Below are 23,724 nucleotides of genomic sequence, written 5' to 3'. Positions count from 1 at the left end.
CGTACCTTCCCTGAAACGGCTAAAAGAATATCATAACCCTTCGGAATGCCCTCTTACCGTTCGCAGTCTCACCATGATCGGCTGATGATCCGACGCGAAGACCGGCAGAACACTGGCCTGTTCGCAGACCATTCCCCGCACCAGGCAGCGGTCAATTCTGATTGGAACGAGATCTGCCATCCGGTGAGTCGGCTCGCGTGGACCAACATCATCGAATCCGGGAACGAGAGCCGGACCAACAAGATTAAAATCGCCAAGGATAGCAGCCGGGGCAGGAAGAACTGCCGCAAGTCGGCGCAACTGCCTGCGGTTCATGATCTGCCCGTGTGAAAGATGCACGTTCGCAACAATAAAACTGTCAAAATGCACGATCTGGGCAACACGCCGCACAAGAGCTCCGGACGGAATCACACAGGCTCGCGGCTTACGGACAAAAGGAGTCAGACTCCAGCAGGCCGGCCCGTGAATCCGTCCCGGCAGCGGTGTCCGGGCATAGTAGCCCCCCACGTGCTCAGCCAGTATATCCAGCCCGGCAGTTGCTTCCTGCATCAGCAGAAGATCCGGTTTCTCCTGCCGGATCAGCGCAATCACATCATTGATCCGTGCACCCACGCTATGCAGCAGATTCCAGCTGACAACTCTGACCGATGGTCCGGCGGCACCGGATCCGGTACCTGTCATCTCGCGACGCATACTCCCCGGCCTGCGCAGAGTACGACTCAGAAAGCGGGAATCTCTCAAACCGGTTTTCATTCGCCTCGCTCCCCGTCCACCGGAGCCATGGCTGAAACCCGACCTGCGGCAAACTCCACTATTAGCGTATACCCTACAGCGAGAAGAACCGGCCCTATAAAGATACCCAGCCCGCCAAACTCCATCACACCGCCTATCACACCGATAAGCGTAAGCAGGTAAGGCAGCTGTGCCCCCCGTGCGATAAATACAGGTCGGATAATGTGATCCGCTCCGGAAATTGCAATCACGCCATAAAGTGCCAGAGCCAGTCCCCTCCAGAGATGATGGGACGCGACAAGCCATACTGCCGCGGGAATCCATACGAGGGGGGCGCCGACTGGCAGCACGGAAAACAGAGAGGCGACAGCACCAAACAGCACAGGCTCCGGTACACGCACGATGGCAAACCCGATACCTGTGAGTGCACCCTGAACGAGGGCAGTTCCAAGCACACCGTAAACCGTGCCCCGAACCGTTCCTCCGATAATTCTCACCATCCGGTCAGCATGTCGCCCGGCAACGCGCCGGATAAGCGCCACCAGCGTTCGCCCCAGCGAATCGCCACTCAACCAGAAGAAGAACGCGATAAAAAGCGCCATCACCAGATGCAGACCACCGCTTGCCGCCTGAACAAGCAGAGAAATAAGTGATTGGGCAATGTCTCCCGCGTATGGACGCAGACTTTGCTTCAGGTGAGTGACGTCATTTGCAGCCTGCCCCCACAGGTGGACCAGGTCGGGTCCGGCAAGTGGCATCCTTGCAATCCATGTGGGAACCTGAGGAAGACGAAGACTCGGCAGAAGGGAGTCCGTCACCATTGCAATCACCTGTGGCGCATCAGCGACTCCTTTCGATGCAATGAGGATGACTGGCAGCAGAAAACCTATCGCGCACAGCAGTGTCATACAGAGCGCTGCGGTCACCGGCCGGACACGCTGTCTCAATGCACTCAGTACCGGCCATGTCACAAATGCGAGAATACCGGCCCATAGAATAGCAGTTAAAAACGGGGCCGTAACAATCACGCATCCATATGCGACACCCAGTATCAGCAATCCCGTAATGATGCGCTCCGCGTTCATGGGACCCCTGACATCGCGTTCTGCACCCGAGTTTTCTCCGATGTCCGGACCAGGACCACCCGCCGGGATTCATAACTGTTACGCTTGTGCCGCATATACCGGAATCTGACCAGATATCAGGGCTGCAGCAGAACGATCATGAACAACACCAGAAATCCGGTGGAAAAATACGGATGATTCCTATTTGAGATGGCTTTACACGAATGGGAATTAACGTATTATTGACGAACCAAATCTTGGTTTCGCGTCCGGAGAATGATCAGACATGGCTGCTGTGACTATGCGTCTCAGCGAGATCGGACAGCAGCTCCGTGCTTTCCGTCTTGAATCAGGAATGCGCGCAGATGAAATTGCGGCCCGGCTCGGCGTATCGCGTGCTGCGCTCTATCGCTATGAAAAAGGCGAGGTCATCAAGCTCGACACTGTTCAGCGTCTCGCAGAGCTCCTGAGAGTCTCACCCCTTACCCTTCTGGGTATCGGAGTCGAATATTATAGCCGGCCTCTCAGCTTTTTCGAGCGTGCCAGACAGGTCGAAGAGGAAGCCGATCAGATCCTGCAGATCGCCGATCCGGTCGCTTATCTCGTGACATCGCAGGAATATGACCGGCTTCTGTCCCGTGTGATCACCGATCACACTGACGATCTGCAGCTTGTCGAACAGCATCTCGCCATTCTTACAGCGAGAAAAGAGTCATATCGCGTTCGTCGCCCGACAATGATCACCATGCTCAACGAACTGACGATTGAGCGATTTCTTACTCGTGGCGTTGCCGAATCGATTCCAATGTCCGACGATCTTCGAAACGAATCCAGAATAATCGCGGCACAGGAAATCGAAAATATCATCGGGATGATTGAGGCCGAACCGATTGGCCTTCAGTTCAGCCTTCTCTCCGATGTTGACAATCCGACAAACTGCATGCTCATGCGTGGACGGGAACGTATGATGCTGGCCATCAATCCCTTCCGCTGTGATACCAGCCCCTCAGCCGCGACCGGTGTGTCTCTCATTACGAGCGCTCCGGAGGCGGTAAACGCCCACCAGCGCGTCATCGAAGTTCTCTGGCGGGAATCAATCAAGGGCCGGGACGCTGTCGAGCGGCTCCGTGAGCTGCTTGCACAACACGCCATCCAGTGATTCACTCTCCTCCCCCGTTCTGAACGGACGCCGGGAGGAGATGCTGTTGTGACCCATCCGCTCATATCTGCCCGTGATCTCGTAGCCGCCCGGCAAGAGCGTAATATTGTCCTGCTTGACGCCACGGCAAGACTCCCGGGGGATCAAACCGATCCGGAAAAAGCTTTCGTCTTGGCGCATCTGCCGGGTGCCCGACGCTTTGATATCGAAAAATTTTCAGATCCGGAAAACTCTCTTCCCCATATGATTCCGTCTGCCGCACGCTTTGCACGGCTGGCCGGCGAGCTTGGACTCACCCACGACACGGAAATCGTGTTTTATGATCAGGGGAACATCGCGTCGTCCTGCCGCGCCTGGTGGCTCGTCCGTCTCTTTGGCCATGAGCAGGTCAGCGTCCTTGATGGAGGTCTGCCCGCCTGGCAGGCCGCAGGAGCCGGGATCGAAACAGGTTTACCCCGACCGCCAGTCTGTGAGAGATACGAAACGCGCCTGAACGTGCGTCTGCTCCGAGGACTGGGCGATATTCTGGCACTCTGCTCCACACCGGGTAAAGTCGCTATTCTGGATGCCCGGTCACACGGCCGGTTCGAAGGCAGCGCTCCGGAGCCACGCCCCGGCCTCTCTTCAGGTCATATCCCTGGATCGGCAAATCTTCCCTTTAGTGAGCTTCTTACACCGGAACGATTGTTCCTGCCCCCCTATGCTCTCCGCACACGTTTCGTGGAGGCCGGTGCGGATGGCACCCGACCGATTGTTGCAACATGTGGCTCCGGCATGACCGCCGCAGTCATCGTCTTCGCAGCGGAAATCGCCGGTCTCGGGCCAGCTTCTCTTTATGACGGCTCATGGGCCGAATGGGCTGCGACACCCGAAGCCCCAATCGAAAAAACTGTCAGTCCGGAAAGTATCCCAGGGCTGGACAGTGAGAAAAGCAGATGACGACAGATGAAGACAGGGTCGCCGCAGGCTGGGATCGGCTCAACTCCCTTCTCGTACACATCGGCCGGCCAGATCCTCGCGACGAACGATTTAGGAGTACTGGCACCCAGGTCAACACGCCGGTCACACGTGGCTCGACAGTTCTGTTTCCCGACCTTGATACGATGCGTAAAGTCGGGACAGAACGTTACGGGCACACAGCAATTTACGGTGCCATGGGCACGCCGGTACAGCACGACCTCGAACGGCTTATAGCTGCTATAGAGAAGGGACGTGATACTCAGATCGTCTCGTCAGGTCTCGCCGCCTGCACAACGGCGCTCCTGACCTGGACCAAAGCCGGGGACCACTGCCTCATTCCGGACTCATGCTACGGCCCGACACGCCGTTTCGCGGATAGTATGCTCCGCCGCTTTAATGTGGAGACAACCTATTATGATCCGCTGATTCGGGAAACCGATCTTCGCGCTCTCATGCGCCCCAATACGCAGGTGATATTCGCTGAAAGTCCGGGCAGTCACACATTCGAAATTCAGGACATCCCGATGCTCGCCCGTGTGGCCCATGCGAACGGTGCCCGCCTTCTCCTCGACAATACATGGGGTTTTGGAATCTTCGCACCGTTCGACCACGGTGTGGACGTGTCGATCCAGGCCCTGACCAAATATCCCGGCGGTCATTCGGATACTGTACTTGGCGCGATCACTGTCGCGTCCGAAAGTGAATGGCATCGTCTCCGGGACGCCGCGATCCAGCTCGGACAACTCGCCGGACCTGATGATTGCTGGCTGGCACTGCGTGGACTGCGAACGATGGGCGTCAGGCTGGCACGCCAGGCCCGTACAGCGCTGAAGATCGCGAAATGGCTGACCAGCCGTTCCGAGGTCGCCCGTGTGCTTCATCCCGCTCTGCCGGACGATCCGGGACACAAGCTGTGGAAGCGCGACTTTTCCGGAGCTGGCCCGCTGTTCAGCGTGGTGCTCCAGCCTTCCTGCACGCGGAAGGCCATGGAGACGATGATCGATTCCTTCACACGCTTTGGTATCGGCGCCTCATGGGGAGGCTTTGAAAGTCTTGTCCTCCCGACCACCGGTGGCATCGTCCGGTCTTTGCCGGGTGGCCTGTCTGAGAGTCCCGCCTTCCGGCTGAGCATCGGTCTCGATGACCCGGCTGATCTGATTGCCGATCTTGAACACGGTCTGTCACGCCTCTGAAGAACTGATTTGCGGAAAATGTGGCCGCCATCAGAAGGTGATGAGATGAGACGGCTATTCTTGGACAAGGCCCGCGCGGGGCCATGTCACCGTCCAGGAAATCTGTATTCATGCAACTCATCGCCGTCTGCGCGTCTTCTGATGCGCAGAATGTTTCTGCCTCCCTTTCTTTGTCCGTCCCACGCGAACGCCGGATTCCGGTGCGATGAAAGCGGAACAGCTCCACGTCATCACCGCACGTGCCAACCCGCTTCGCTGGACTGTTCCCGACCGGATCTACCGTGACTGGGCTGAACATATTCTCGCCAGCGGGGCTGCTCTCACCGTTGTCGAATGCCAGTACGGAGACCGTCCGTTCACCTGTCAGATTCCGGGCGTCAATCATGTCGGCGTCCGTGCACGTACTCTTACCTGGGTCAAGGAACGCTGCCTGAATATTGGCATTTCCAGCCTGCCGCAGGACTGGAAATATGTTGCGTGGATCGACAGCGATATCTTTTTCCGTCGCCCTGACTGGGCAGGCGAGACCGTCGAGGCGCTGCAGCATTTCGACGTCATTCAGCCCTGGTCAGATTGTTATGATCTCGGTCCAAACGGCGAACACATGTTCCTGCACCGCTCCTTCTGCCGTCTCTGGATGGATAATGAGCCGATCATGCAGGGACCTCGTGCCCACCGTTCGCCCTACCGGTTCGCGCATCCAGGTTACGCCTGGGCGGCAACACGCGGTGCCCTTGATCGTCTGGGAGGCCTGATCGACACCGCTATACTCGGTTCAGCCGATCACCATATGGCGCTGGCGCTGATCGACCGTGTGCGGCAGAGCTATCCCGCTGACATCAGCGAAGGTTATAAGCGACCTTTACTGCGCTGGCAGGACCGGGCACAGAGACACATTGCCGGAAACATTGGTGCCCTGACTGGAACAATCGAGCACCGCTTCCACGGCTCAAAACGCGACCGCGCCTATCAGAGCCGGTGGGAAATCCTGACAGGTAATCACTTTGATCCGGACACAGATCTGATTCGCAATATCTGGGGTGTATGGGAACTCGCTGGCAACAAACCCCGTCTCCGGCGTGAAATTGAACGTTATTTCCGGTCCCGCAATGAAGATGCAAACGTCTGCTGAGGTGGCATAAGGCAGGCCGTCAATTTACGAAGCAGAGTCCACCACCCGTTCGGCTTTCCTGTAAAAGAGAGCCGGAGACACTGAATTAACTGCCGGACAGAATATCCGCCGGCATCTCAGTCCAGCGCAATGGAGGGGAACCAGGGTTCGTCCTTTTTCCTCTTTGTCTCGAACGTCTCAATCGCATCCTCATGCTTCAGTGTCTGACCGATATCGTCAACGCCTTCCAGAAGCAGATGCTTACGAAGCGGATCGATTTCAAAAGGCAACTCTGTCCCGTCCGGACGGATTACGACCTGACGGGACAGATCGACTGTGATCCGGCTGTTGGCTCCGAGTTGCGCATCTTCCATCAGAGTATCACAGATTTCCCGAGGAAGCCGGATCGGCAGAATGCCGTTCTTGAAACTGTTATTGAAGAAAATATCCGCAAAGGACGGCGCGATCACGCAGCGGATTCCGAAATCAAGCAAGGCCCACGGCGCATGTTCGCGGGAGGAACCGCAACCAAAATTTTCATGCGAGATAAGAATCTGCGCTTTCCGGTAAGGTTCGCGGTTCAGCACAAAATCCGGATTTTCCGAACCATCCTCACGATAGCGCATGCTGTCGAACGCGTGGACGCCAAGGCCGGTACGCTTCGTCGTTTTCAGAAAGCGCGCAGGAATGATCTTGTCGGTATCGATATTGGCTTCCGGCAGCGGTGCGGCGATGGCCGAAAGGGTCGTGAATTTCTCCATCGGATATGATCCTTTCTGCCGTATTAAGCCGTGAGTTCGCGTGCGTCGGTCAGAACACCGGTCACGGCAGCAGCAGCAGCCATGGTCGGAGAAAGCAGATGGGTACGCCCTCCGGGTCCCTGCCGGCCTTCAAAATTCCGGTTCGAGGTCGATGCGCAGCGCTGACCTGGCGTCAGCCTGTCCGGGTTCATGCCGAGACACATGGAGCATCCCGCCTCGCGCCATTCAAAGCCGGCATCAAGGAAGATACGGTCAAGACCTTCTTCCTCGGCCTGCGCTTTCACAAGGCCGGAACCGGGGACGATCATCGCCCGGACACCGTCAGCAACCTTGCGCCCGGCAGCAATCGTTGCGGCTGCCCGCAGATCTTCAATACGACTGTTGGTGCAGGAACCAATAAAAACAACATCGACCGGCGTACCAGCAATTTTCTGACCGGCTTTCAGATCCATGTAGTCCAGCATACGCTGGAGCTGAGCACGTTTGGCCTCATCAGGCTCACTCGCGGGATCCGGGACTGTGCCGCCGATCGGAAGCACCGTTTCCGGGCTGGTGCCCCAGGTCAGGCAGGGTTCGATCTCTTCGGCGCGCAGCGTCACTTCGGTGTCGTAGACTGCTCCGTCATCAGACGGAAGCGTGCGCCAGTAAGCGACAGCGGCATCAAAATCAGCCCCTTTCGGAGCAAAGCGACGACCGCGGATATACTCAAATGTGGTGTCGTCCGGAGCGATCAGACCTGCGCGGGCGCCTGCTTCAATGGCCATGTTGCAGACCGTCATGCGGCCGGCCATATCAAGGCCGCGGATCGCAGAGCCGGCGAATTCGATCACATGACCCGTTCCGCCGGCCGTGCCGATTTTGCCGATGATCGCCAGCACAATGTCTTTTGCCGTCACGCCGGGATTCAGCGCGCCGTCGACGGTGATGCGCATATTCTTCGCCGGCTTCTGCAGAATGGTCTGCGTCGCCATGACATGCTCGACCTCAGAAGTGCCGATACCGAAAGCAAGAGAACCCATCGCGCCATGCGTCGAGGTATGGGAATCGCCGCAGACAATGGTCATGCCGGGCAGCGAGATTCCCTGTTCGGGTCCGACGACATGCACGATGCCCTGGTTTGCCGAGAGCAGCGGAAAATACGGAACGCCAAACTCTTTCACATTCCGTTCAAGCGTCTCGATCTGATTCCGGCTGTCCGGTTCCTCGATCGGCTTCGTCCGGTCAGACGTCGGGACGTTATGATCAACAACGGCGATCGTGGCATCGGGATGGCGCAGCCTGCGACCGGCAAGACGCAGACCTTCAAAGGCCTGCGGGCTGGTCACCTCATGAACAAGGTGGCGGTCGATGTAAAGGATAGCCGTGCCGTCCGACAGAGTATCGACGACATGGCTGGCCCAGATCTTGTCGAACAGTGTGCGCGGCGACGACATGGTTATTCCTCAGGTCAGAACAGAGCGGCGGGGCGGGAGTTCAGAAGGCAGTCTGAATCCCGGACAGTCACTGATCCGGTCTCACTGCGGACAGGTCTCTCCGGCGCGCATGCGCTCTGTCGGTAAATCAGTTCCGTCCGGACATTTAACAAGACCGGACGGACAAAAACAGATTACTTGCCGGCGGCAGCTTTTCCGCTCGTGTCACGGGCGCGCTCGGCGATACGGGCGGATTTACCGCTGCGGCCGCGCAGGTAATACAGCTTCGCACGACGGACCTTACCGCGACGCACAACCTTGATTTCAGCAATGGTCGGCGCATAGAGCGGGAACACACGCTCGACACCTTCACCGTTCGAAATTTTGCGAACCGTGAAATTGCTGTTCAGGCCCTTGTTGGAACGGGCGATGCAGACGCCTTCATAAGCCTGCACACGCTCGCGCTCGCCTTCCTTCACGCGGACCGACACGCGAACGGTGTCGCCGGCCTGGAAAACGGGAACCGCGCGAATAGCGCTCAGGCGCGCGATTTCGTCGGCCTCATACTGCTGGATAATGTTCATATCGGATGTCCTTCCTGAACAGATGAATGGGTTGTATTCGACAGGTGGGCTGCCCACAGATCGGGTCGGCGCTCGCGCGTGACCCGCTCGGATTGTTCGCGCCGCCAGCGTGCGATGGCGGCATGGTTGCCGGACAGCAGAACGTCCGGCACCGCACGGCCATTCCACTCGGCCGGACGGGTGTAATGAGGATATTCGAGAAGACCGTCCGAGAAGCTCTCTTCGACACCGCTTTCGGCCGATCCCATAACACCCGGCAGAAGCCGGACGCAGGCATCAAGCAGAACCAGCGCCGCTGTTTCACCACCGGAAAGGACATAATCCCCGATGGAAACCTGCTCGACAGAGCGGGCTTCGAGAACGCGTTCGTCCACCCCTTCGTAACGGCCGCAGAGCAAGGTCACCCCGGAACCTGCGGTGTAACGACGGATATCAGCCTGAGTCAGCGGCCGGCCACGCGGCGTGAGATAGACGCAGGACGCGCCATCATTCCGCGAGACCGAAGCCAGTGCGGCATCCACCACGTCCGGCCGCATCACCATGCCTGCTCCGCCGCCACAGGGCGTGTCATCCACGGTTTTATGCCGTCCGAGGCCAAAAGAGCGCAGATCATGCGTCTCACAGCGCCAGAGATCAGCATCCAGCGCCCTGCCAGCCAGAGACTGACCGAGCGGACCCGGAAACATTTCCGGAAACAGCGTCAGAATCGCAGCCGTCCAGCTCATGCCTCGCCTCCATGGGCTTTCGCCCGTTTCGGCTCCTGACCGGCTTCTCCGATAACCTCGGCCGGACGCGAAATGGTCAGGCTACGGTTTGCGAAATCGATCTCCGGCACGCAGGCGCGGGTGAACGGAATAACCAGACCGGAATCAAGCTCCAGGCTCGCTCCGGCGCCGTAATCATGCACGATCACGACGCGACCGGCGGTCTCACTGTCCTCCAGCGCCTCCAGACCGATGAGATCCGAATGATAGAACTCGTCGGCATCGGGTTCCGGCAGTCTGTCGCGGCTTACATAGAGCCTGCGATTGACGAGCGCCTGAGCCGCCGTGCGGTCGGCAAGGGGGTTCCCACCCGCATCACGCAGTTCCGCCACACCATCACCGCGCCATGACAGGGTCCATTTCGCCCCATGATCATCCGTCAGCACCCCGTACGAAGCCAGAGAGGCCGGATCGGCGGCCAGGCTGTACACATGCACAAGCCCGCGCACACCGTGCGGTCTCCCTATAACTCCGAGCTGGATACGAGTGTCTGTCATGATGCAGGAACGGCTTTACGGTCTTTCTGGTCCTCAGGCAGCAGCAGCAGCTTTTTCAGCAGCAGCGGCGCGTTCCTGAGCCTTCTTCTTCGGAGCGGACTGCTTTGGCTGTTCGTTCCAGGTCGGTTTGGCGATCAGGCCGGCATTGCCAAGGAAGCGGGCAACGCGGTCAGTCGGCAGGGCGCCCTGCGACAGCCAGTGCGTGATGCGCTCGCTGACCAGACGCACGCGCTCGGCGTGGTCGGACGGCAGCATCGGGTTGTAGGCGCCAACCTTCTCGATGAAACGGCCGTCACGCGGCGAGCGGCTGTCAGCGATCACGATGTGGTAGTAGGGGCGCTTCTTGGCGCCGGCGCGGGCGAGACGAATTTTAAGGCTCATTCAGACTACTCCGGAGATTGTCAGAAAAGGAAAACGGGTTGAGGGATTCAGGTCAGCCGAAAGGAGGCCGCCCGCCGGGAGGGCCGCCCCGGCCCCCGCCGCCCCCGGACATGAGCGCGGATGCCTGACGCATGAGGCCTTTCAGCCCCATTTTGTTGATCCGCTTCATCATGGTGGACATGTCATCGAACTGTTTGAGCAGCTTGTTGACGTCCTGAACTGTGGTTCCAGACCCCGAGGCGATACGCTTCTTGCGCGACGCCTTGATCATGGCGGGCGTTTTGCGCTCCGCCTTCGTCATGGAGGAAATAATAGCCTGGTGACGTTTGAAGATGGTCGTGTCGATGTTCTTCTCGTCGACCATATCCTTCAGCTTGCCCATGCCGGGCAGCATGCCGAGAATGCCGGAGATCGAACCCATCTTCTGGATCTGTTTGATCTGGGAGACATAGTCATCCAGATCAAACTTGCCGGCCATCATCTTTTTGGCCAGCCGCTCGCCTTCTTCCTGGTCGAGCGTATCGGCGGCCTTCTCCACCAGACCGGCGATGTCACCCAGACCGAGAATACGGCCGGCGACACGCTCGGGGTGGAATTCCTCAAGAGCGTCGAGCTTTTCGCCCGAGCCCGTCAGCTTGATCGGCGCGCCGGTGATGGCGCGCATGGACAGCGCCGCGCCACCGCGGGCATCGCCGTCCATACGGGTCATGACGACGCCGCTGACCCCGATCGCTTCATTGAAGTGTTTCGCGGTGTTGACGGCGTCCTGACCCGTCATCGCATCGACGACAAGCAGGGTCTCGGCAGGCGATGTGACATCGCGGATCTGCCGGACTTCCTCCATCAGCGCTTCATCGATCGACAGACGGCCGGCGGTGTCGAGGATAACGACATCATAGCCCTGGCTGCGGCCGGTCTCCATCGCCCGTTTCGCGATCTCGACCGGCGTCTGGCCAGAAATAATCGGCAGCGAGGTAACGCCGGCGCGCTCCGCAAGCTGCTGCAGCTGAAGCTGCGCGGCCGGACGCTGCGTATCAAGGGATGCCAACAGAACCTTCTTCCGCTCGCGGGTAGCGAGACGAAGGGCGATCTTACCGGATGTGGTGGTTTTGCCCGAGCCCTGGAGACCGACCATCAGGATCGGCACCGGCGGGACGGCATTGAGGTTCAGCGGAACCGCGCCGGCGCCGCCGAGCGCATCGATCAGTGCGTCATTGACGATTTTGGCGACGGCCTGACCGGGAGAAATGCTTTCCAGCACCTCCTGCCCGACCGAGCGTTCCTTAACCTTGTTGACGAAGTCCTTGACGACCGGCAGCGCGACGTCGGCGTCCAGCATGGCCAGACGGACTTCGCGCATGGCTTCCGCGACATCGGCCTCCGTCAGCGTGCCACGTTTGCCGAGATCGCCGATAACACCGGAAAACTTGTCGGAAAGAGATTCGAACAAGAACCGTTCACCCCAAAAAATTACGCGCCACTGCGCGAACACTCGCGAGGTGGCGGGACTTATGCTGCAGTGGGCTTTACGCGCCGGAGGGGCGGGATGTCAAAGGTTTTTACAGGTGAACTCTGTATGACGCATGAAAATGCCCGACGGCCTCCTTCCGGCCGCAGAGAGGCCTTGGCGACTCGCTGTGAATATGACTTCTATATCGGCGGCCTGTCACCATGCCCTGTTTCCGGGAGATTACCGATGAAAGTTGCTCTTGGTCAGTTTGCGGTGACCGCCGAATGGAGCGCCAATCTTGCGCAGTGCGTCGCTTTCGCTGAACGCGCTGCCGCTGAAGGCGCGAAACTGCTGGTGCTGCCGGAAAGCATCATCGCGGCGGATGTGAAAGACCTCGGCATTACCGTACGGACAGCGCAGCCGCTGGATGGTCCGTTTGTGACCGGTCTGGTGAAGGCGCTTGAGGGGACGGATCTGACGGTGATCGGCTGTATCTCCGTGCCGGCCCGGCCCGGCTTCGCCTATAATACGCAGATCGTTGTGAACCGGACGGGTGTGATTGCTGCATATCGCAAGCTGCATCTGTATGACGCCTTCTCCATGAAGGAATCCGATCATTACATGCCCGGGAATGAAGTGCCCGCACTGGTCAGGATCGGAGACATCAATGTCGGTCTGATGACCTGTTATGATGTGCGTTTCCCGGAGCTGGCGCGACGGCTGGCGCTTGATGGCGCGGATCTGCTGACCCTTCCAGCCGCCTGGGTTCGTGGCCCTTCCAAGGAATGGCACTGGGAAGTCATGGTCACCGCGCGGGCGCTGGAAAACACCTGCTATGTTGCGGCCGTCGGAGAGTGTGGGCCCCGGAATATCGGGTGCAGCATGATGGTTGACCCGCTGGGCGTCGCAGTGGCACGCGCCGGAATCACATCGGATCTGTTGTTTTGCGAGGTCCATCCGGACCGGATCGCTGCGGCAAGGCAGGCGCTGCCGGTCCTGGCGAACCGGCGGTTCGCAGAGCCGGAACTGCGGATACAGAATGCGGCGGAAAGTCATTGATTCACGTCATTCTTTCTCCGGAACGCTGATTTTCGGCGTTGTGACAGCACGGGTGCCCGACAGCACCGGTTCACTTTAGGATAACGGATGTAAAGCCGGGCTGCGTATCCGTTCTGTCGTCTGATGAATCGCGCCGCGCCTCCCGGATGTCGTTATATCCAGGGTGCGGAGTGATCTGATGTCGAAGATTCCCGTGCTTCCGGACGTCGCTGCGGAGGACTTTGTCCATGTGCGGGGCGCGCGGGAGCATAATCTGCGTGATGTAAGCGTCGATATTCCGCGCGACAGACTCGTGGTGTTCACCGGCATTTCAGGGTCGGGAAAATCTTCCCTGGCGTTCGGAACGCTCTACGCCGAGGCGCAGCGCCGCTATCTGGAGTCCGTTTCTCCTTACGCCCGCAGGCTGTTTCAGCAGATGCCCGTTCCGGACGTTGACTCTGTTGACGGACTGCCTCCGGCGATCGCGCTCCAGCAGCAGCGTGGCGGAAGCTCCGGCCGATCCTCCGTCGGCAGCATCACAACGCTCTCGAACCTGCTGAGAATGCTTTATTCCCGCGCCGGCACTTACCCGGCCGGCTTGGGAAGGCTGGAAGCAGAATCCTTTTCACCGAATACGCCGATGGGCGCCTGTCCCGAATGCCATGGTCTGGGTCGCATTCTGGATGTGACGGAGGCGTCGATGGTTCCGGACGACAGCCTGTCCATCCGTAATCGCGCCGTGGCGTCGTGGCCGACAGCCTGGCAGGGACAGAATCTGCGGGATATCCTCATTACCATGGGGGTAGATGTAGACTGCCCCTGGCGTGACCTTCCGCGTAAAACACGGGACTGGATTCTGTATACGGATGAGACGCCCACGGTTCCTGTCTATCCGGGGCTGACCCACGAACAGGTGCAGACCGCGATCCGGCAAAAGAAAGAACCCGGATATAACGGGACATTTACAGGGGCGCGCCGGTATATCCGCCAGACTTTCGCGAATTCGCAGAGCGCGACAATGCGCAGACGGGCGGAATCCTTCATGACGGCAACGGAATGTCCGGCATGTCATGGGCAGAAGCTGAATGCCGATGCGCTCCGTGTGACCTTTGGCGGCCTGAACATCGCTGCACTGACGGCCCTGACGCTTGAGGAGATCGCCACGAAATTATCGGACGTCGCCGGGAAACTTCAGAGCGGCGCAGGACACGCAAAAGGAATTGTCGCGCAGCGTATCGTTGAGGATATGAGCGCGCGTATCGGCGTGCTGCTGCATCTGGGGCTGGGTTATCTGCAGATGGACCGCAGCGTGCAGACATTGTCGCCAGGCGAGTATCAGAGACTAAGGCTCGGTACACAGATCCATTCTAATCTGTTTGGCGTTGTGTACGTTCTCGATGAGCCGTCATCGGGTCTGCATCCGGCGGATACAGAGGCGCTCCTTGAGGCGTTGTCAAAACTGAAATCAGCAGGAAATTCTCTTTTTCTGGTCGAGCATAACCTCGATATCATTCGCAAAGCCGAGTGGATCGTGGATGTCGGACCGGGCGCCGGAGAGGCCGGAGGACAGGTGCTGTATTCCGGCCCGCTCAGTGGCCTGCGGGATGTCACTGAGTCCAGCACACGGACCTATCTGTTCTCGCCACCACGACCTGCCCGGAGAATACCGCGAAAACCCACAGGCTGGCTGAGGCTGAAGGGAGTAAGCTGGAATAATCTTGAGAATCTTACAGCGTCTTTTCCGCTTGGCGTCTTTACGTCCGTTACAGGTGTATCAGGATCAGGAAAGTCGTCGCTCGTCAGTCAGGTTCTCACAACCGTTGTCTCGGAGGCTCTCGGCCAGGCGTTGCCGGAGACGGAAGAGGAGGATGCTGAGACCTTGTCCGCGCTGACGTCATTCGGACACCCTCAGGGGAAAATCACCGAAGGACTGAATGAAATCCGGCGACTGGTTGTCATCGACCAGAAACCGATCGGCCGGACACCACGCTCCAGTCTTGCGACATATACGGGACTGTTTGACACAATCCGCAAGCTTTATGCGCGGACCAGTCTGGCGCGGGAGCGAAAATACGATGCCGGGTGGTTTTCGTTCAACGTCGCCAAAGGGCGGTGTCCGCATTGCGAGGGAGCCGGATCGGTCATGGTGGAGCTTCTGTTCCTGCCCAGCGTCTATACGCCGTGCCCTGTTTGTCATGGTTCCCGGTACAAGCCGGAGGTTCTGGAAGTGAAGTATCGGGGACAGTCGATCGCCGGTGTGCTCGCAATGAATATCGCGGAGGCCGCTGCCTTTTTCGCCGATGATCCGGCGCCCTCGGCAGCGCTGACGACCCTGATGAAGGGCGGCCTGGGACATCTGCGCCTCGGCCAGCCCGCGACGGAGCTTTCAGGCGGAGAGGCCCAGCGGATCAAACTGGCGACAGAACTGCAAAAACAGAGACGGGGTCATACACTATATATTCTCGATGAACCGACGACAGGACTGCATCCTCTGGATGTGGATCGTCTGATGGACCATCTTCAGGAGCTGGTTGACGGCGGCAATACTGTGATCGCAGCGGAACATGATATGCGGCTCGTGGCGCGCAGTGACTGGGTTATTGATATGGGGCCGGACGCGGGCAGCAGCGGCGGCCATATTGTTGCTGCCGGACTGCCATCCGAAGTAGCGCACGCAGCCGGGAGCAGAACAGCTCCTTTTCTGAAAAACTATGTTGAAGAAAATCCTTTTTCAGAAGAGAAAATCTGATCTCTTCTCAGAACAGTGCCCTGAACCGGCAGAGCACTGTTCTTCCTGCGGCTTCAGAGCGCGTAATGCGACCGGACGGGGATCAGACGGCGACCTTTTGTCGTTCCAGCGGATGATCGGCCGGCCTCAGAACACGCCCGGTAGATGATTTTCCGAATTCCGGTGTGTACGATCCGTCATTCCACAAAATCTTTCCTGAGATCATCACGTGTTTTACCACGCCGGTCGGACGGTTGATCACCTGCCGGCAGCCGAACTGGCTTCTGTAGATGAGTTCATATGTGCTCTCGGGGTCCCACTGACGAAGCACTTCCGGATCGATCAGACACAGATCAGCCTGGGCGCCGACACGCAGCACACCGGCATTGACGCCGAAGAAAGCCGCCGGAAGTCCCGTGAGCCTGTAAACCATTTCAGAGACTCTCCGCAGACCATCTTCCTGCGCGATTTTCAGCGCACGCAGATTCCCGTCATAGAAAGCGATATTGGCGAGGTGAGCGCCGCTGTCATTAAACCCGGGCACTGTCTGAGGATGAAAAAGCAACTTTTTGACGGTTTTGGGATTGCAGTTTGCAACCGTTGTTTCCCATCTGAAATCCGTATCCCAGACACGCAGAAGATGAAGAAAGAATTCTGCATCATCACCGATGGGATCAGGAAACTGAGAAAAAAATTCTGCTTCGGCCGCGCTGGCCGCGCCCCGTTTTCCCCTGGATGCCTGCCACCGCAGCAGGCGCTGCCAGGGAGCTTCAAGCGTCTCCCCGTTCCAGTTTTCCAGCGGACAGTCGGCAACGATCATATCTTTCAGATTGCGGGTCAGAACAACGTCTTCCAGACGAATCAGACGCTGCAGCCGGGCCAGTGAGATGCCCTTTTTCCCATTAAGCCACATTTTCCGAAAAGCGATGATCCAGTCAGGATCGTTCAGAATCTTCGCTCTACCTTCCCGGTCTTCTGGCTCCAGCTCATTCAGGGTCCGGAATTCGTGAATCTCATCGGCCATCAGGTTGATGGCACCATCACTCCACAGGCGAAAGGATGACGGCATGGCCTGAAAGTGAAAAGCGCCCTTAATTAGACGGGAATTCAGAATTTTTGAAAGCATGAGACACAGCGCGACAGCAGAGCGATTTGTCTTCAGATCAATCGCCGCAAGCACGGTTGTTTTCAGCGGACGGCCAAAAATGCGGCCGCTGGTGAGGAGAAAACTCCTTACAGCGTCAAAGATATCCTCTTTTGGTGGTGTCGCCTGCCATACGCGGCCATGTCGCCGGACGACGCTCGTCAGCCGAAAGAGTTCGCGGAAACTGGCATACTGGGTGGGAATTCTTTTTTTCTTATGCGGGTCGTTGGCCAGAAAATGGAACGGCAGAGCGTCCGTCGAGAGCCCCGCGTAACCCTGGGCCATTCCGGCTTCAACCATTTCCTGCATGCGCCGGAGTTCGCGGCGGGTGGCAAGGCGTTCGATGGAGTTGTCCAGCCCCATAACGGCAACACGCAGCATGGAATGAGGGATCAGAGGAACAACATTCGGCCCGAGCGGAAGGCTTTCAAGGTGATCAAGATAGCCCTGGGAGTCAGTCCATGTGCAGGCGTCCGCGACTTTCGTCAGAACGCATTTCGGCATGTTCTCGACACGTGCGAAGCAGGAGACGATCGGATCGTCCCCGTTGCGGCGCAGATTGCCGTAGGTCACGCCAAGGGAACAGTTGCTGATGACAACCGTTGTGGTGCCGTGCTGTACGACTTCCGGAAGTTCCGGCGCAATTTCGATTTCGAGGTCGAGATGTGTGTGGATGTCGAGAAGACCCGGGATCAGCCACAGGCCTTTGCAGTTGATTTCGACCGCTGCGTCACCAGCTTTGAGATGAGGGCCGATTGCCGAGATTTTTCCATTCGATACGGCGATGTCGGAAATAACCGGGTCAGATCCTGTGCCGTCAAAAAAAAGCGCGTCGCGATAAACGATCTTTGTCACTCATGCCTCCGGGGGTGGCGATCGGTTCACCATGGCAGCCATAACGCGGCAGGTCGATGCCTGTTTATGTCAGTGGTGATGCCGGATTGCGTCTTATTATAACAAATGAGACACAAGCCGGTTCCGGTCGCGTCTACTCGCGGAAGTCAGTGACAGAGTAACCCTGCGCGAACAGTGCGCTGCGGAGCGATGTGTGGTCAATGCGATCTGAGATTTCCCTGCGAACGACAGGCTTTGCATGAAATGCGATGCCCAGTCCCGCGGCGCGAAGCATCGGAAGATCGTTGGCGCCGTCCCCGATGGTCAGGGCGTCGTTCAGCGTCAGACCGGCCGCGGCCACGATACGTTTCAGGTGATCAAGTTTTGCATCAGGACCGAGAACGGGCTCCTCCACGGTTCCGGTCAGAGTGTCGCCCGCATGAACGAGACGGTTGGCATGGTTCTCCGAAAAGCCGCAGAGCGCCGCCACGCGGGCAGTAAAAAATGTAAAGCCGCCCGAGACCAGCGCCGTCACGGCGCCGCTGGCGCGCATCGTCGCGACAAGCGTCCGTGCGCCCTCATTCAGTGAGAGATGTGCCGCTGCCGTGTCGAGCAGTGAGGCCGGCAGATCCTTCAGAAGAGCAACCCGATTGCGAAGCGAGGTCTGGAAATCGATCTCGCCATTCATCGACTGACGCGTTACCGCAGCGACAGCCTCGCCAATACCCGGACGAAGCCGTTCCGCTCCGGCGGCAATGTCGTCAAGAGTCTCGTTTGCAACCATGGTGCTGTCCATATCCGCAACAAGAACCCGTTTGCGCCGGTTGTGTCGGCTGGTCAGCAGAATATCGACCGGCCGGTCACGCAGAGCGTCACGAATGGCCCCGAACTGCGCTGGCGAAACAGCGTGGCAGGCGATATCCACGGCCTCACCGGGAGAAAGAACGGCTTCCTCGCGGCCGCCGGACAGAGCTGAAACCGTCTCGATGTCCAGAGGCGTGAGCGATGTAGCCGCGCGATCCGCGACAAGTGTCAGAATGGCGTCCATAGCCCCCTGCGTGTGACAGGGTTGAAGTGAAGAGGCAAGCGGACAGGAATGATGGACAGAGAACAGGCCGGACGGGTTGCCCTGATCGTGGCCGGACCGACCTGCTCGGGAAAGTCAGCCCTAGCGATCACGCTTGGTGAACGGTTCGGCGGAACGATCATCAATGCGGATTCGATGCAGGTGTACCGCGAACTGCGGATTCTGACAGCGCGTCCCTCTCCGCAGGATGAGGAGCGTCTCCCGCACCGGTTATACGGGATCAGCCCGGCTGCGGAGGCGCGCAGCGTCGCCTGGTGGCGTCAGCAGGCTCTTTCGGCGATGGATGAAGCCTGGAAGGCGGGACGGCTGCCGGTTCTGTGCGGAGGGACGGGCATGTATCTGCGTGCTCTGACCGACGGTCTGGCGGAAGTTCCTGATCCCGGATCTGAGGCGCGAGCCGAGGCGCGGGCGCTGTCCGCCGACCCGGCGTCGCTTCATGCCCGGCTGATGGAAGCCGATCCTGAAACGGGGCAGGGGCTCAGACCGACCGACACACAGCGACTGGCGCGGGCCTGGGAAGTATGGCGCGGCACCGGACACGGGCTCTCATGGTGGCGGGCGCAGCCCGGTCTGCCCCGCGCTCCCTGTCGTTTTATAGCCGTAAGGCTGGCTCCTGACCGCAGCGAACTGCGCAGGGCGATCGTGGCCCGCTTCAGGGACATGATGACGCAGGGCGCAGTGGACGAGGTCCGGGCTTTGCTCGCTCTTGAACTGAGTCCGGCCCTGCCCGCAATGCGGGCTCATGGCGTGCCGGAACTCGCGGCGATGCTGCGCGGAGAGACGGATGAACAGGAAGCTGTGGCGCGGGCGGTACAGGCGACCTGCCGTTACACCAAACGTCAGACAACCTGGTTCGGCCATCATCCGCTGGCGGAAGAACATGATATGGTTATTTCTGAAAACAGAATAGGATCATATGAGCAATATATGAAAAGAAAAATCGAGAAAATTATCTCTTTCGTGCATGAGCGCATTGACGCAGCGCCGTCAGGAGCCTAAACCCGCGCTCCCGCCGCCGGTATCGGGTCCGGAGGTGAACCGCCTGATCGCAACAGAAGCAGCAGATCGTCAGGCCCAGACAGCCCGGGGAGAATAAAGGTCCCCGGGGGAGAAGATGACATGAACGCCACCACACAGATGACCGCCACTCAGCCTGAGTCCGCCACGATGCTGACCGGAGCCGAAGTGCTTATGCGTGTTCTCGTGGACCAGGGCGTCGAGGTCGTCTTCGGCTATCCGGGCGGAGCGGTTCTGCCGATCTACGATGCGCTGTTTCAGCAGGATCGCATTCGCCACATCCTGGTGCGTCACGAACAGGCCGCCGTTCACGCGGCGGAAGCCTATGCCCGGTCGACAGGCCGCGTTGGCGTGGTGCTGGTGACCAGCGGCCCCGGAGCGACCAACGCAGTGACAGGACTGCTTGATGCGCTGATGGATTCCGTGCCGGTTGTGTGTCTGTCCGGTCAGGTGCCGGTTCCCCTGATCGGGAATGACGCCTTCCAGGAAGCGGATACGACAGGAATCACGCGGCCGGCGACGAAATATAATTACCTGGTCAAACGCCCGGAGGACCTGGCGCCGGTCGTGAACGAAGCGTTCGAGATCGCCCGCTCCGGCCGCCCTGGACCGGTCCTGGTGGATCTGCCCAAGAACATCACCGTCGGACCGGCCCCCTATGAACCTCCGTCCGGCACGACCCGCCGGTCCTATCAGCCCCGGACCGAGCCGGAGCGGGACGCCGTTCAGCGTGCCGTCGCGGCGATGAAGCGGGCGAAGCGGCCATTGTTCTATGTCGGTGGTGGTGTGATCAACGCGGGTCCGCAGGCCTGCGCCGATCTGACGCGCCTTGTGCATATGACAGGATTTCCCTGCACCGAAACACTGATGGGGCTGGGCGCATTTCCGGCCAGCGACAGGCAGTTTATCGGCATGCTCGGCATGCACGGAACCTACGAGGCCAATCTGGCGACGCATGACTGTGACGTCCTGATCGCGCTCGGTTCGCGTTTTGATGACCGGGTGACCGGGCGTGTCGATGCATTCTCGCCGCATTCATTTAAAATTCATGCGGATATCGATCCCTCCCAGATCAACAAGATCATCCATGTGGATGTGCCGGTTGTCGGCGATGCCGGACGCACCATCGCAATGATGATCGGGGAATGGGAAAAGGATGCCACGCAGCCGGATCAGACGGCCCTGAAAACCTGGTGGGCACGGATTGATGCGTGGCGCGGACTGGACTGTCTGCGCTTTACGCAGGATCAGGCTCCGGATGCGATCATCAAGCCGCAGCAGGCGATTAAGCGGATTTATGAACTGGCCTGTGAGACCGGACGCGATACATTCGTGTCCACGGAAGTCGGGCAGCATCAGATGTGGGCTGCACAGTTCTTCAAATTCGAAAAACCGAATCGCTGGCTGACCTCGGGCGGTCTGGGCACGATGGGTTACGGCCTGCCCGCCGCGGTCGGCGCGCAGGTGGCGCATCCGGATGCCCTGGTCATCGACGTGGCAGGTGAAGCCTCGACCCTGATGAACATTCAGGAACTCGGCACCATCGCGCAATACCGGCTGCCTGTGAAAATCTTCATCATCAACAACCATTACATGGGCATGGTCCGGCAGTGGCAGGAACTTCTGCACGGATCGCGTTATTCCGAGAGCTACAGCGACGCCCTGCCGGATTTTGTAAAACTGGCCGACAGTTTCCATGCAAAAGGATTCCGCGCCACAAAGCTGAGCGAACTGGACGAAACAATCCGGGCAGCCCTGACGCATAACGGCGCCGCGCTGATCGATATCTGCGTCGCTGAGGGAGAAAACTGTTTCCCGATGATCCCGTCCGGGGCGGCGCATAACGAAATGATTCTCGGTCCGGAACAGGAGGCGCAGGGCGCGCAGATTACAGATGAGGGCAAGATGCTTGTCTGATGACCTGCCGGCCGTGCCACTGGGCGCGGCCCCTGCAGAGTGACGGGCTGATACGCCCGTCACTCTCTTCCATTTTGTTCCGGTGGCCATTACAGCCCCCGGGACGTCGTAACGGATCGGATTCCGGATTCAGTCGATGAAATATACTCCCGGCCTGCCCCCGATGGTGGCACCGTCTTCTCCTGAGGCCTCCGAGGACACGCCCTGCCGGGCCGTGATGTCGGTGCTGGTCGACAACGAAAGCGGCGTGCTCGCACGTGTCGTCGGCCTGTTTTCCGGACGGGGCTACAATATCGAAAGCCTGACTGTGGCGCCGGTTGCCGCCGATGGCGGTCTGTCCCGGATCAACATCGTCACCTCCGGCACACCGGCGATCATCGAGCAGATCCGGGCTCAGCTTGAGCGTCAGGTCCCGGTTGCCCGTGTGGCCAATCTGACAACACTCGGTCCGCATATCGCCCGTGAAATGGTGCTGGTGAAAGTGGTCTCCACCGGTGAGGCCCGGACGGAGGCCCTGCGTATTGCCGAGGCCTTCCGGGCCAGAGCGGTGGACACCACGGCAAGCTCGTTTGTTTTCGAACTGACGGGCGCGAGCGATAAGCTCGACAGTTTTGTCGAACTGATGGCGCCGCTGGGTCTGGCTGAAGTGTCCCGCACCGGTGTTGCGGCCCTCACGCGAGGTCCCCGCACGCTCTGACAGGTTTCCCGGTGAGAACAGTACGGCCGGAGGCGCTGCGCCCCGGATACGTCTCGCCGCTTTCTTTTGACTGAAAGGTAGAAAATACAATGTCCATGCGAGTCTATTACGATCGCGACGCCGATGTGAATCTGATCAAAAACAAAAAGGTCGCGATCATCGGTTATGGCAGTCAGGGCCATGCACACGCCAACAACCTGAAGGACAGCGGCGTAAAGGAGATCGTGATCGGTCTTCGTCCGACGTCTTCAGCGGTCGCGAAAGCGGAAGCCACCGGTTTCAAAGTGATGACTCCCGATGAGGCCGCAAAATGGGCCGATGTCGTGATGGTTCTCACACCGGATGAAGGCCAGGGCGCGCTCTATAAGGAATCGCTCGAGAAGAACCTGAAGCAGGGCGCCGCTCTTGCGTTCGCTCACGGCCTAGCGATCCATTTCCGCATCATCGAAGGCCGCCCTGACCTCGACGTGTTCCTGATCGCGCCGAAAGGACCTGGTCACACAGTTCGCTCCGAATATCAGCGCGGCGGCGGCGTGCCGTCCCTGGTTGCCGTGGCACAGAACGCATCGGGCAACGCGCTTGAGATCGCCCTGTCCTATGCTTCCGCGAATGGCGGCGGTCGGGCCGGCATCATTGAGACCACGTTTAAGGAAGAGGTCGAAACTGACCTGTTTGGCGAACAGGCCGTACTTTGTGGTGGTCTGGTCGAGCTGATCCGCGCTGGTTTCGAAACACTGGTCGAAGCCGGTTACGCCCCCGAGATGGCGTATTTCGAATGCCTCCATGAGATGAAGCTGATCGTGGACCTGATCTATGAAGGCGGCATCGCGAACATGAACTACTCCATCTCCAACACGGCGGAGTATGGTGAGTACGTCTCGGGTCCGCGCGTTATAACGCCAGAGACGAAGGCCGAAATGAAGCGCATCCTGACCGACATTCAGGACGGAACATTCGTGCGGAACTTCATCCTTGAGAATCAGTCTGGCAATATTGGCTTCAAGGCGACGCGCGCCCGCAATGATGCGCACCCGATCGAAGCGACCGGTGAGAAGCTGCGCGCGATGATGCCCTGGATTGCCAAATCGAAGCTCGTCGACAAGACAAAGAACTGAAGCGTCATAAGGCCTGGCAACAGGTCTGCAGGGGGATTGGCCCCTGCAGACCTGTTGCTTTGACGAGGCCGTTTCTATG

22 protein-coding genes are annotated in these 23,724 nt (G+C 59.0%); 11 read left to right on the top strand and 11 right to left on the bottom strand.

Annotated features, from left to right (window positions below; translation table 11 throughout):
- Nucleotides 1–30: 30 nt before the first annotated feature.
- A complete protein-coding gene (locus tag GOB93_RS04430) occupies nt 31–681 on the bottom strand; it encodes an endonuclease/exonuclease/phosphatase family protein (protein ID WP_242010535.1) in 651 nt (216 codons plus the stop codon).
- Between the two features lie 68 nt (nt 682–749).
- The gene (locus GOB93_RS04425) at nt 750–1,817 is read right to left on the bottom strand and encodes an AI-2E family transporter (protein ID WP_173582287.1); all 1,068 of its coding nucleotides are present in this window, start codon (nt 1,815–1,817) and stop codon (nt 750–752) included.
- Nucleotides 1,818–2,082: 265 nt separating this feature from the next.
- On the opposite strand from GOB93_RS04425, the gene GOB93_RS04420 reads away from it, so the two are divergent.
- From GOB93_RS04420 to GOB93_RS04405, 4 genes are all read left to right on the top strand, one after another.
- Nucleotides 2,083–2,955, top strand: a complete 873-nt coding sequence (locus GOB93_RS04420; protein ID WP_173582286.1) for a helix-turn-helix domain-containing protein — start codon at nt 2,083–2,085, stop codon at nt 2,953–2,955.
- Between the two features lie 48 nt (nt 2,956–3,003).
- Nucleotides 3,004–3,894 (top strand): rhodanese-like domain-containing protein, encoded by an 891-nt coding sequence (locus GOB93_RS22115; protein WP_173582285.1) that lies wholly within the window; start codon nt 3,004–3,006, stop codon nt 3,892–3,894.
- Nucleotides 3,891–5,108, top strand: a complete 1,218-nt coding sequence (gene metC, locus GOB93_RS04410) for a cystathionine beta-lyase (RefSeq protein WP_173582284.1) — start codon at nt 3,891–3,893, stop codon at nt 5,106–5,108. Before GOB93_RS22115 ends, metC begins: the two co-directional genes overlap by 4 nt.
- Nucleotides 5,109–5,313: 205 nt before the next feature.
- Nucleotides 5,314–6,240 (top strand): hypothetical protein, encoded by a 927-nt coding sequence (locus GOB93_RS04405; protein ID WP_173582283.1) that lies wholly within the window; start codon nt 5,314–5,316, stop codon nt 6,238–6,240.
- 116 nt (nt 6,241–6,356) lie between these two features.
- Here GOB93_RS04405 and leuD read toward each other — a convergent pair whose 3' ends face one another.
- The 7 genes from leuD to ffh form a co-directional block, all read right to left on the bottom strand.
- Nucleotides 6,357–6,980, bottom strand: coding sequence for a 3-isopropylmalate dehydratase small subunit (gene leuD / locus GOB93_RS04400; RefSeq protein ID WP_173582282.1), 624 nt, complete (start codon nt 6,978–6,980; stop codon nt 6,357–6,359).
- Between the two features lie 23 nt (nt 6,981–7,003).
- A complete protein-coding gene (gene leuC / locus GOB93_RS04395; RefSeq protein ID WP_173582281.1) occupies nt 7,004–8,413 on the bottom strand; it encodes a 3-isopropylmalate dehydratase large subunit in 1,410 nt (469 codons plus the stop codon).
- A 173-nt stretch (nt 8,414–8,586) separates the two neighbouring features.
- A complete protein-coding gene (gene rplS / locus GOB93_RS04390) occupies nt 8,587–8,976 on the bottom strand; it encodes a 50S ribosomal protein L19 (RefSeq protein ID WP_173582280.1) in 390 nt (129 codons plus the stop codon).
- On the bottom strand, nt 8,973–9,701 hold the full coding sequence (gene trmD / locus GOB93_RS04385; RefSeq protein ID WP_173582279.1) for a tRNA (guanosine(37)-N1)-methyltransferase TrmD: 729 nt from the start codon (nt 9,699–9,701) through the stop codon (nt 8,973–8,975). The genes rplS and trmD overlap by 4 nt, the downstream gene beginning before the upstream one ends.
- Nucleotides 9,698–10,237 carry a ribosome maturation factor RimM gene (gene rimM / locus GOB93_RS04380; RefSeq protein WP_173582278.1) on the bottom strand — a complete coding sequence of 180 codons (540 nt, stop codon included), beginning with the start codon at nt 10,235–10,237 and terminating at the stop codon, nt 9,698–9,700. Before rimM ends, trmD begins: the two co-directional genes overlap by 4 nt.
- Nucleotides 10,238–10,270: 33 nt before the next feature.
- Entirely contained in the window at nt 10,271–10,618 is a 348-nt protein-coding gene (gene rpsP / locus GOB93_RS04375) for a 30S ribosomal protein S16 (RefSeq protein ID WP_173582277.1), read from the bottom strand.
- Nucleotides 10,619–10,670: 52 nt separating this feature from the next.
- Nucleotides 10,671–12,068, bottom strand: a complete 1,398-nt coding sequence (gene ffh, locus GOB93_RS04370) for a signal recognition particle protein (protein WP_173582276.1) — start codon at nt 12,066–12,068, stop codon at nt 10,671–10,673.
- Between the two features lie 246 nt (nt 12,069–12,314).
- On the opposite strand from ffh, the gene GOB93_RS04365 reads away from it, so the two are divergent.
- Both GOB93_RS04365 and GOB93_RS04360 read left to right on the top strand, forming a co-directional pair.
- Nucleotides 12,315–13,127 (top strand): deaminated glutathione amidase, encoded by an 813-nt coding sequence (locus tag GOB93_RS04365; RefSeq protein ID WP_173582275.1) that lies wholly within the window; start codon nt 12,315–12,317, stop codon nt 13,125–13,127.
- Between the two features lie 178 nt (nt 13,128–13,305).
- Entirely contained in the window at nt 13,306–15,855 is a 2,550-nt protein-coding gene (locus GOB93_RS04360; protein ID WP_173582274.1) for an excinuclease ABC subunit UvrA, read from the top strand.
- Nucleotides 15,856–15,937: 82 nt separating this feature from the next.
- On the opposite strand, the gene GOB93_RS04355 is transcribed toward GOB93_RS04360, so the two are convergent.
- Nucleotides 15,938–17,833 carry an amidohydrolase family protein gene (locus GOB93_RS04355; protein ID WP_173582273.1) on the bottom strand — a complete coding sequence of 632 codons (1,896 nt, stop codon included), beginning with the start codon at nt 17,831–17,833 and terminating at the stop codon, nt 15,938–15,940.
- A gap of 133 nt (nt 17,834–17,966) precedes the next feature.
- Nucleotides 17,967–18,860, bottom strand: coding sequence for a phosphoserine phosphatase SerB (gene serB, locus GOB93_RS04350; RefSeq protein ID WP_173582272.1), 894 nt, complete (start codon nt 18,858–18,860; stop codon nt 17,967–17,969).
- A 48-nt stretch (nt 18,861–18,908) separates the two neighbouring features.
- Here serB and miaA point away from each other — a divergent pair, with 48 nt between their 5' ends.
- The 5 genes from miaA to ilvC all read left to right on the top strand — a co-directional run bounded on the left by miaA (nt 18,909) and on the right by ilvC (nt 23,645).
- The gene (miaA, locus tag GOB93_RS04345) at nt 18,909–19,898 is read left to right on the top strand and encodes a tRNA (adenosine(37)-N6)-dimethylallyltransferase MiaA (protein WP_408742350.1); all 990 of its coding nucleotides are present in this window, start codon (nt 18,909–18,911) and stop codon (nt 19,896–19,898) included.
- Nucleotides 19,899–20,018: 120 nt separating this feature from the next.
- The gene (gene ilvB, locus GOB93_RS04340; RefSeq protein WP_173582271.1) at nt 20,019–21,833 is read left to right on the top strand and encodes a biosynthetic-type acetolactate synthase large subunit; all 1,815 of its coding nucleotides are present in this window, start codon (nt 20,019–20,021) and stop codon (nt 21,831–21,833) included.
- Complete coding sequence (locus GOB93_RS22205; RefSeq protein ID WP_408742359.1) at nt 21,811–21,876, top strand: hypothetical protein; 66 nt, start codon at nt 21,811–21,813, stop codon at nt 21,874–21,876. Before ilvB ends, GOB93_RS22205 begins: the two co-directional genes overlap by 23 nt.
- A 120-nt stretch (nt 21,877–21,996) precedes the next feature.
- Complete coding sequence (gene ilvN, locus GOB93_RS04335; RefSeq protein WP_173582394.1) at nt 21,997–22,530, top strand: acetolactate synthase small subunit; 534 nt, start codon at nt 21,997–21,999, stop codon at nt 22,528–22,530.
- A gap of 95 nt (nt 22,531–22,625) precedes the next feature.
- The gene (gene ilvC, locus GOB93_RS04330; protein ID WP_173582393.1) at nt 22,626–23,645 is read left to right on the top strand and encodes a ketol-acid reductoisomerase; all 1,020 of its coding nucleotides are present in this window, start codon (nt 22,626–22,628) and stop codon (nt 23,643–23,645) included.
- Nucleotides 23,646–23,724 lie beyond the last annotated feature (79 nt).

It is taken from the genome of Acetobacter musti, from assembly GCF_011516835.1.
In the GTDB taxonomy this organism is placed as follows: Bacteria; Pseudomonadota; Alphaproteobacteria; order Acetobacterales; family Acetobacteraceae; genus Acetobacter; species Acetobacter musti.
Note: the sequence above shows the minus strand (reverse complement) of the source record. Positions and strands in the feature narration are given on the sequence as shown.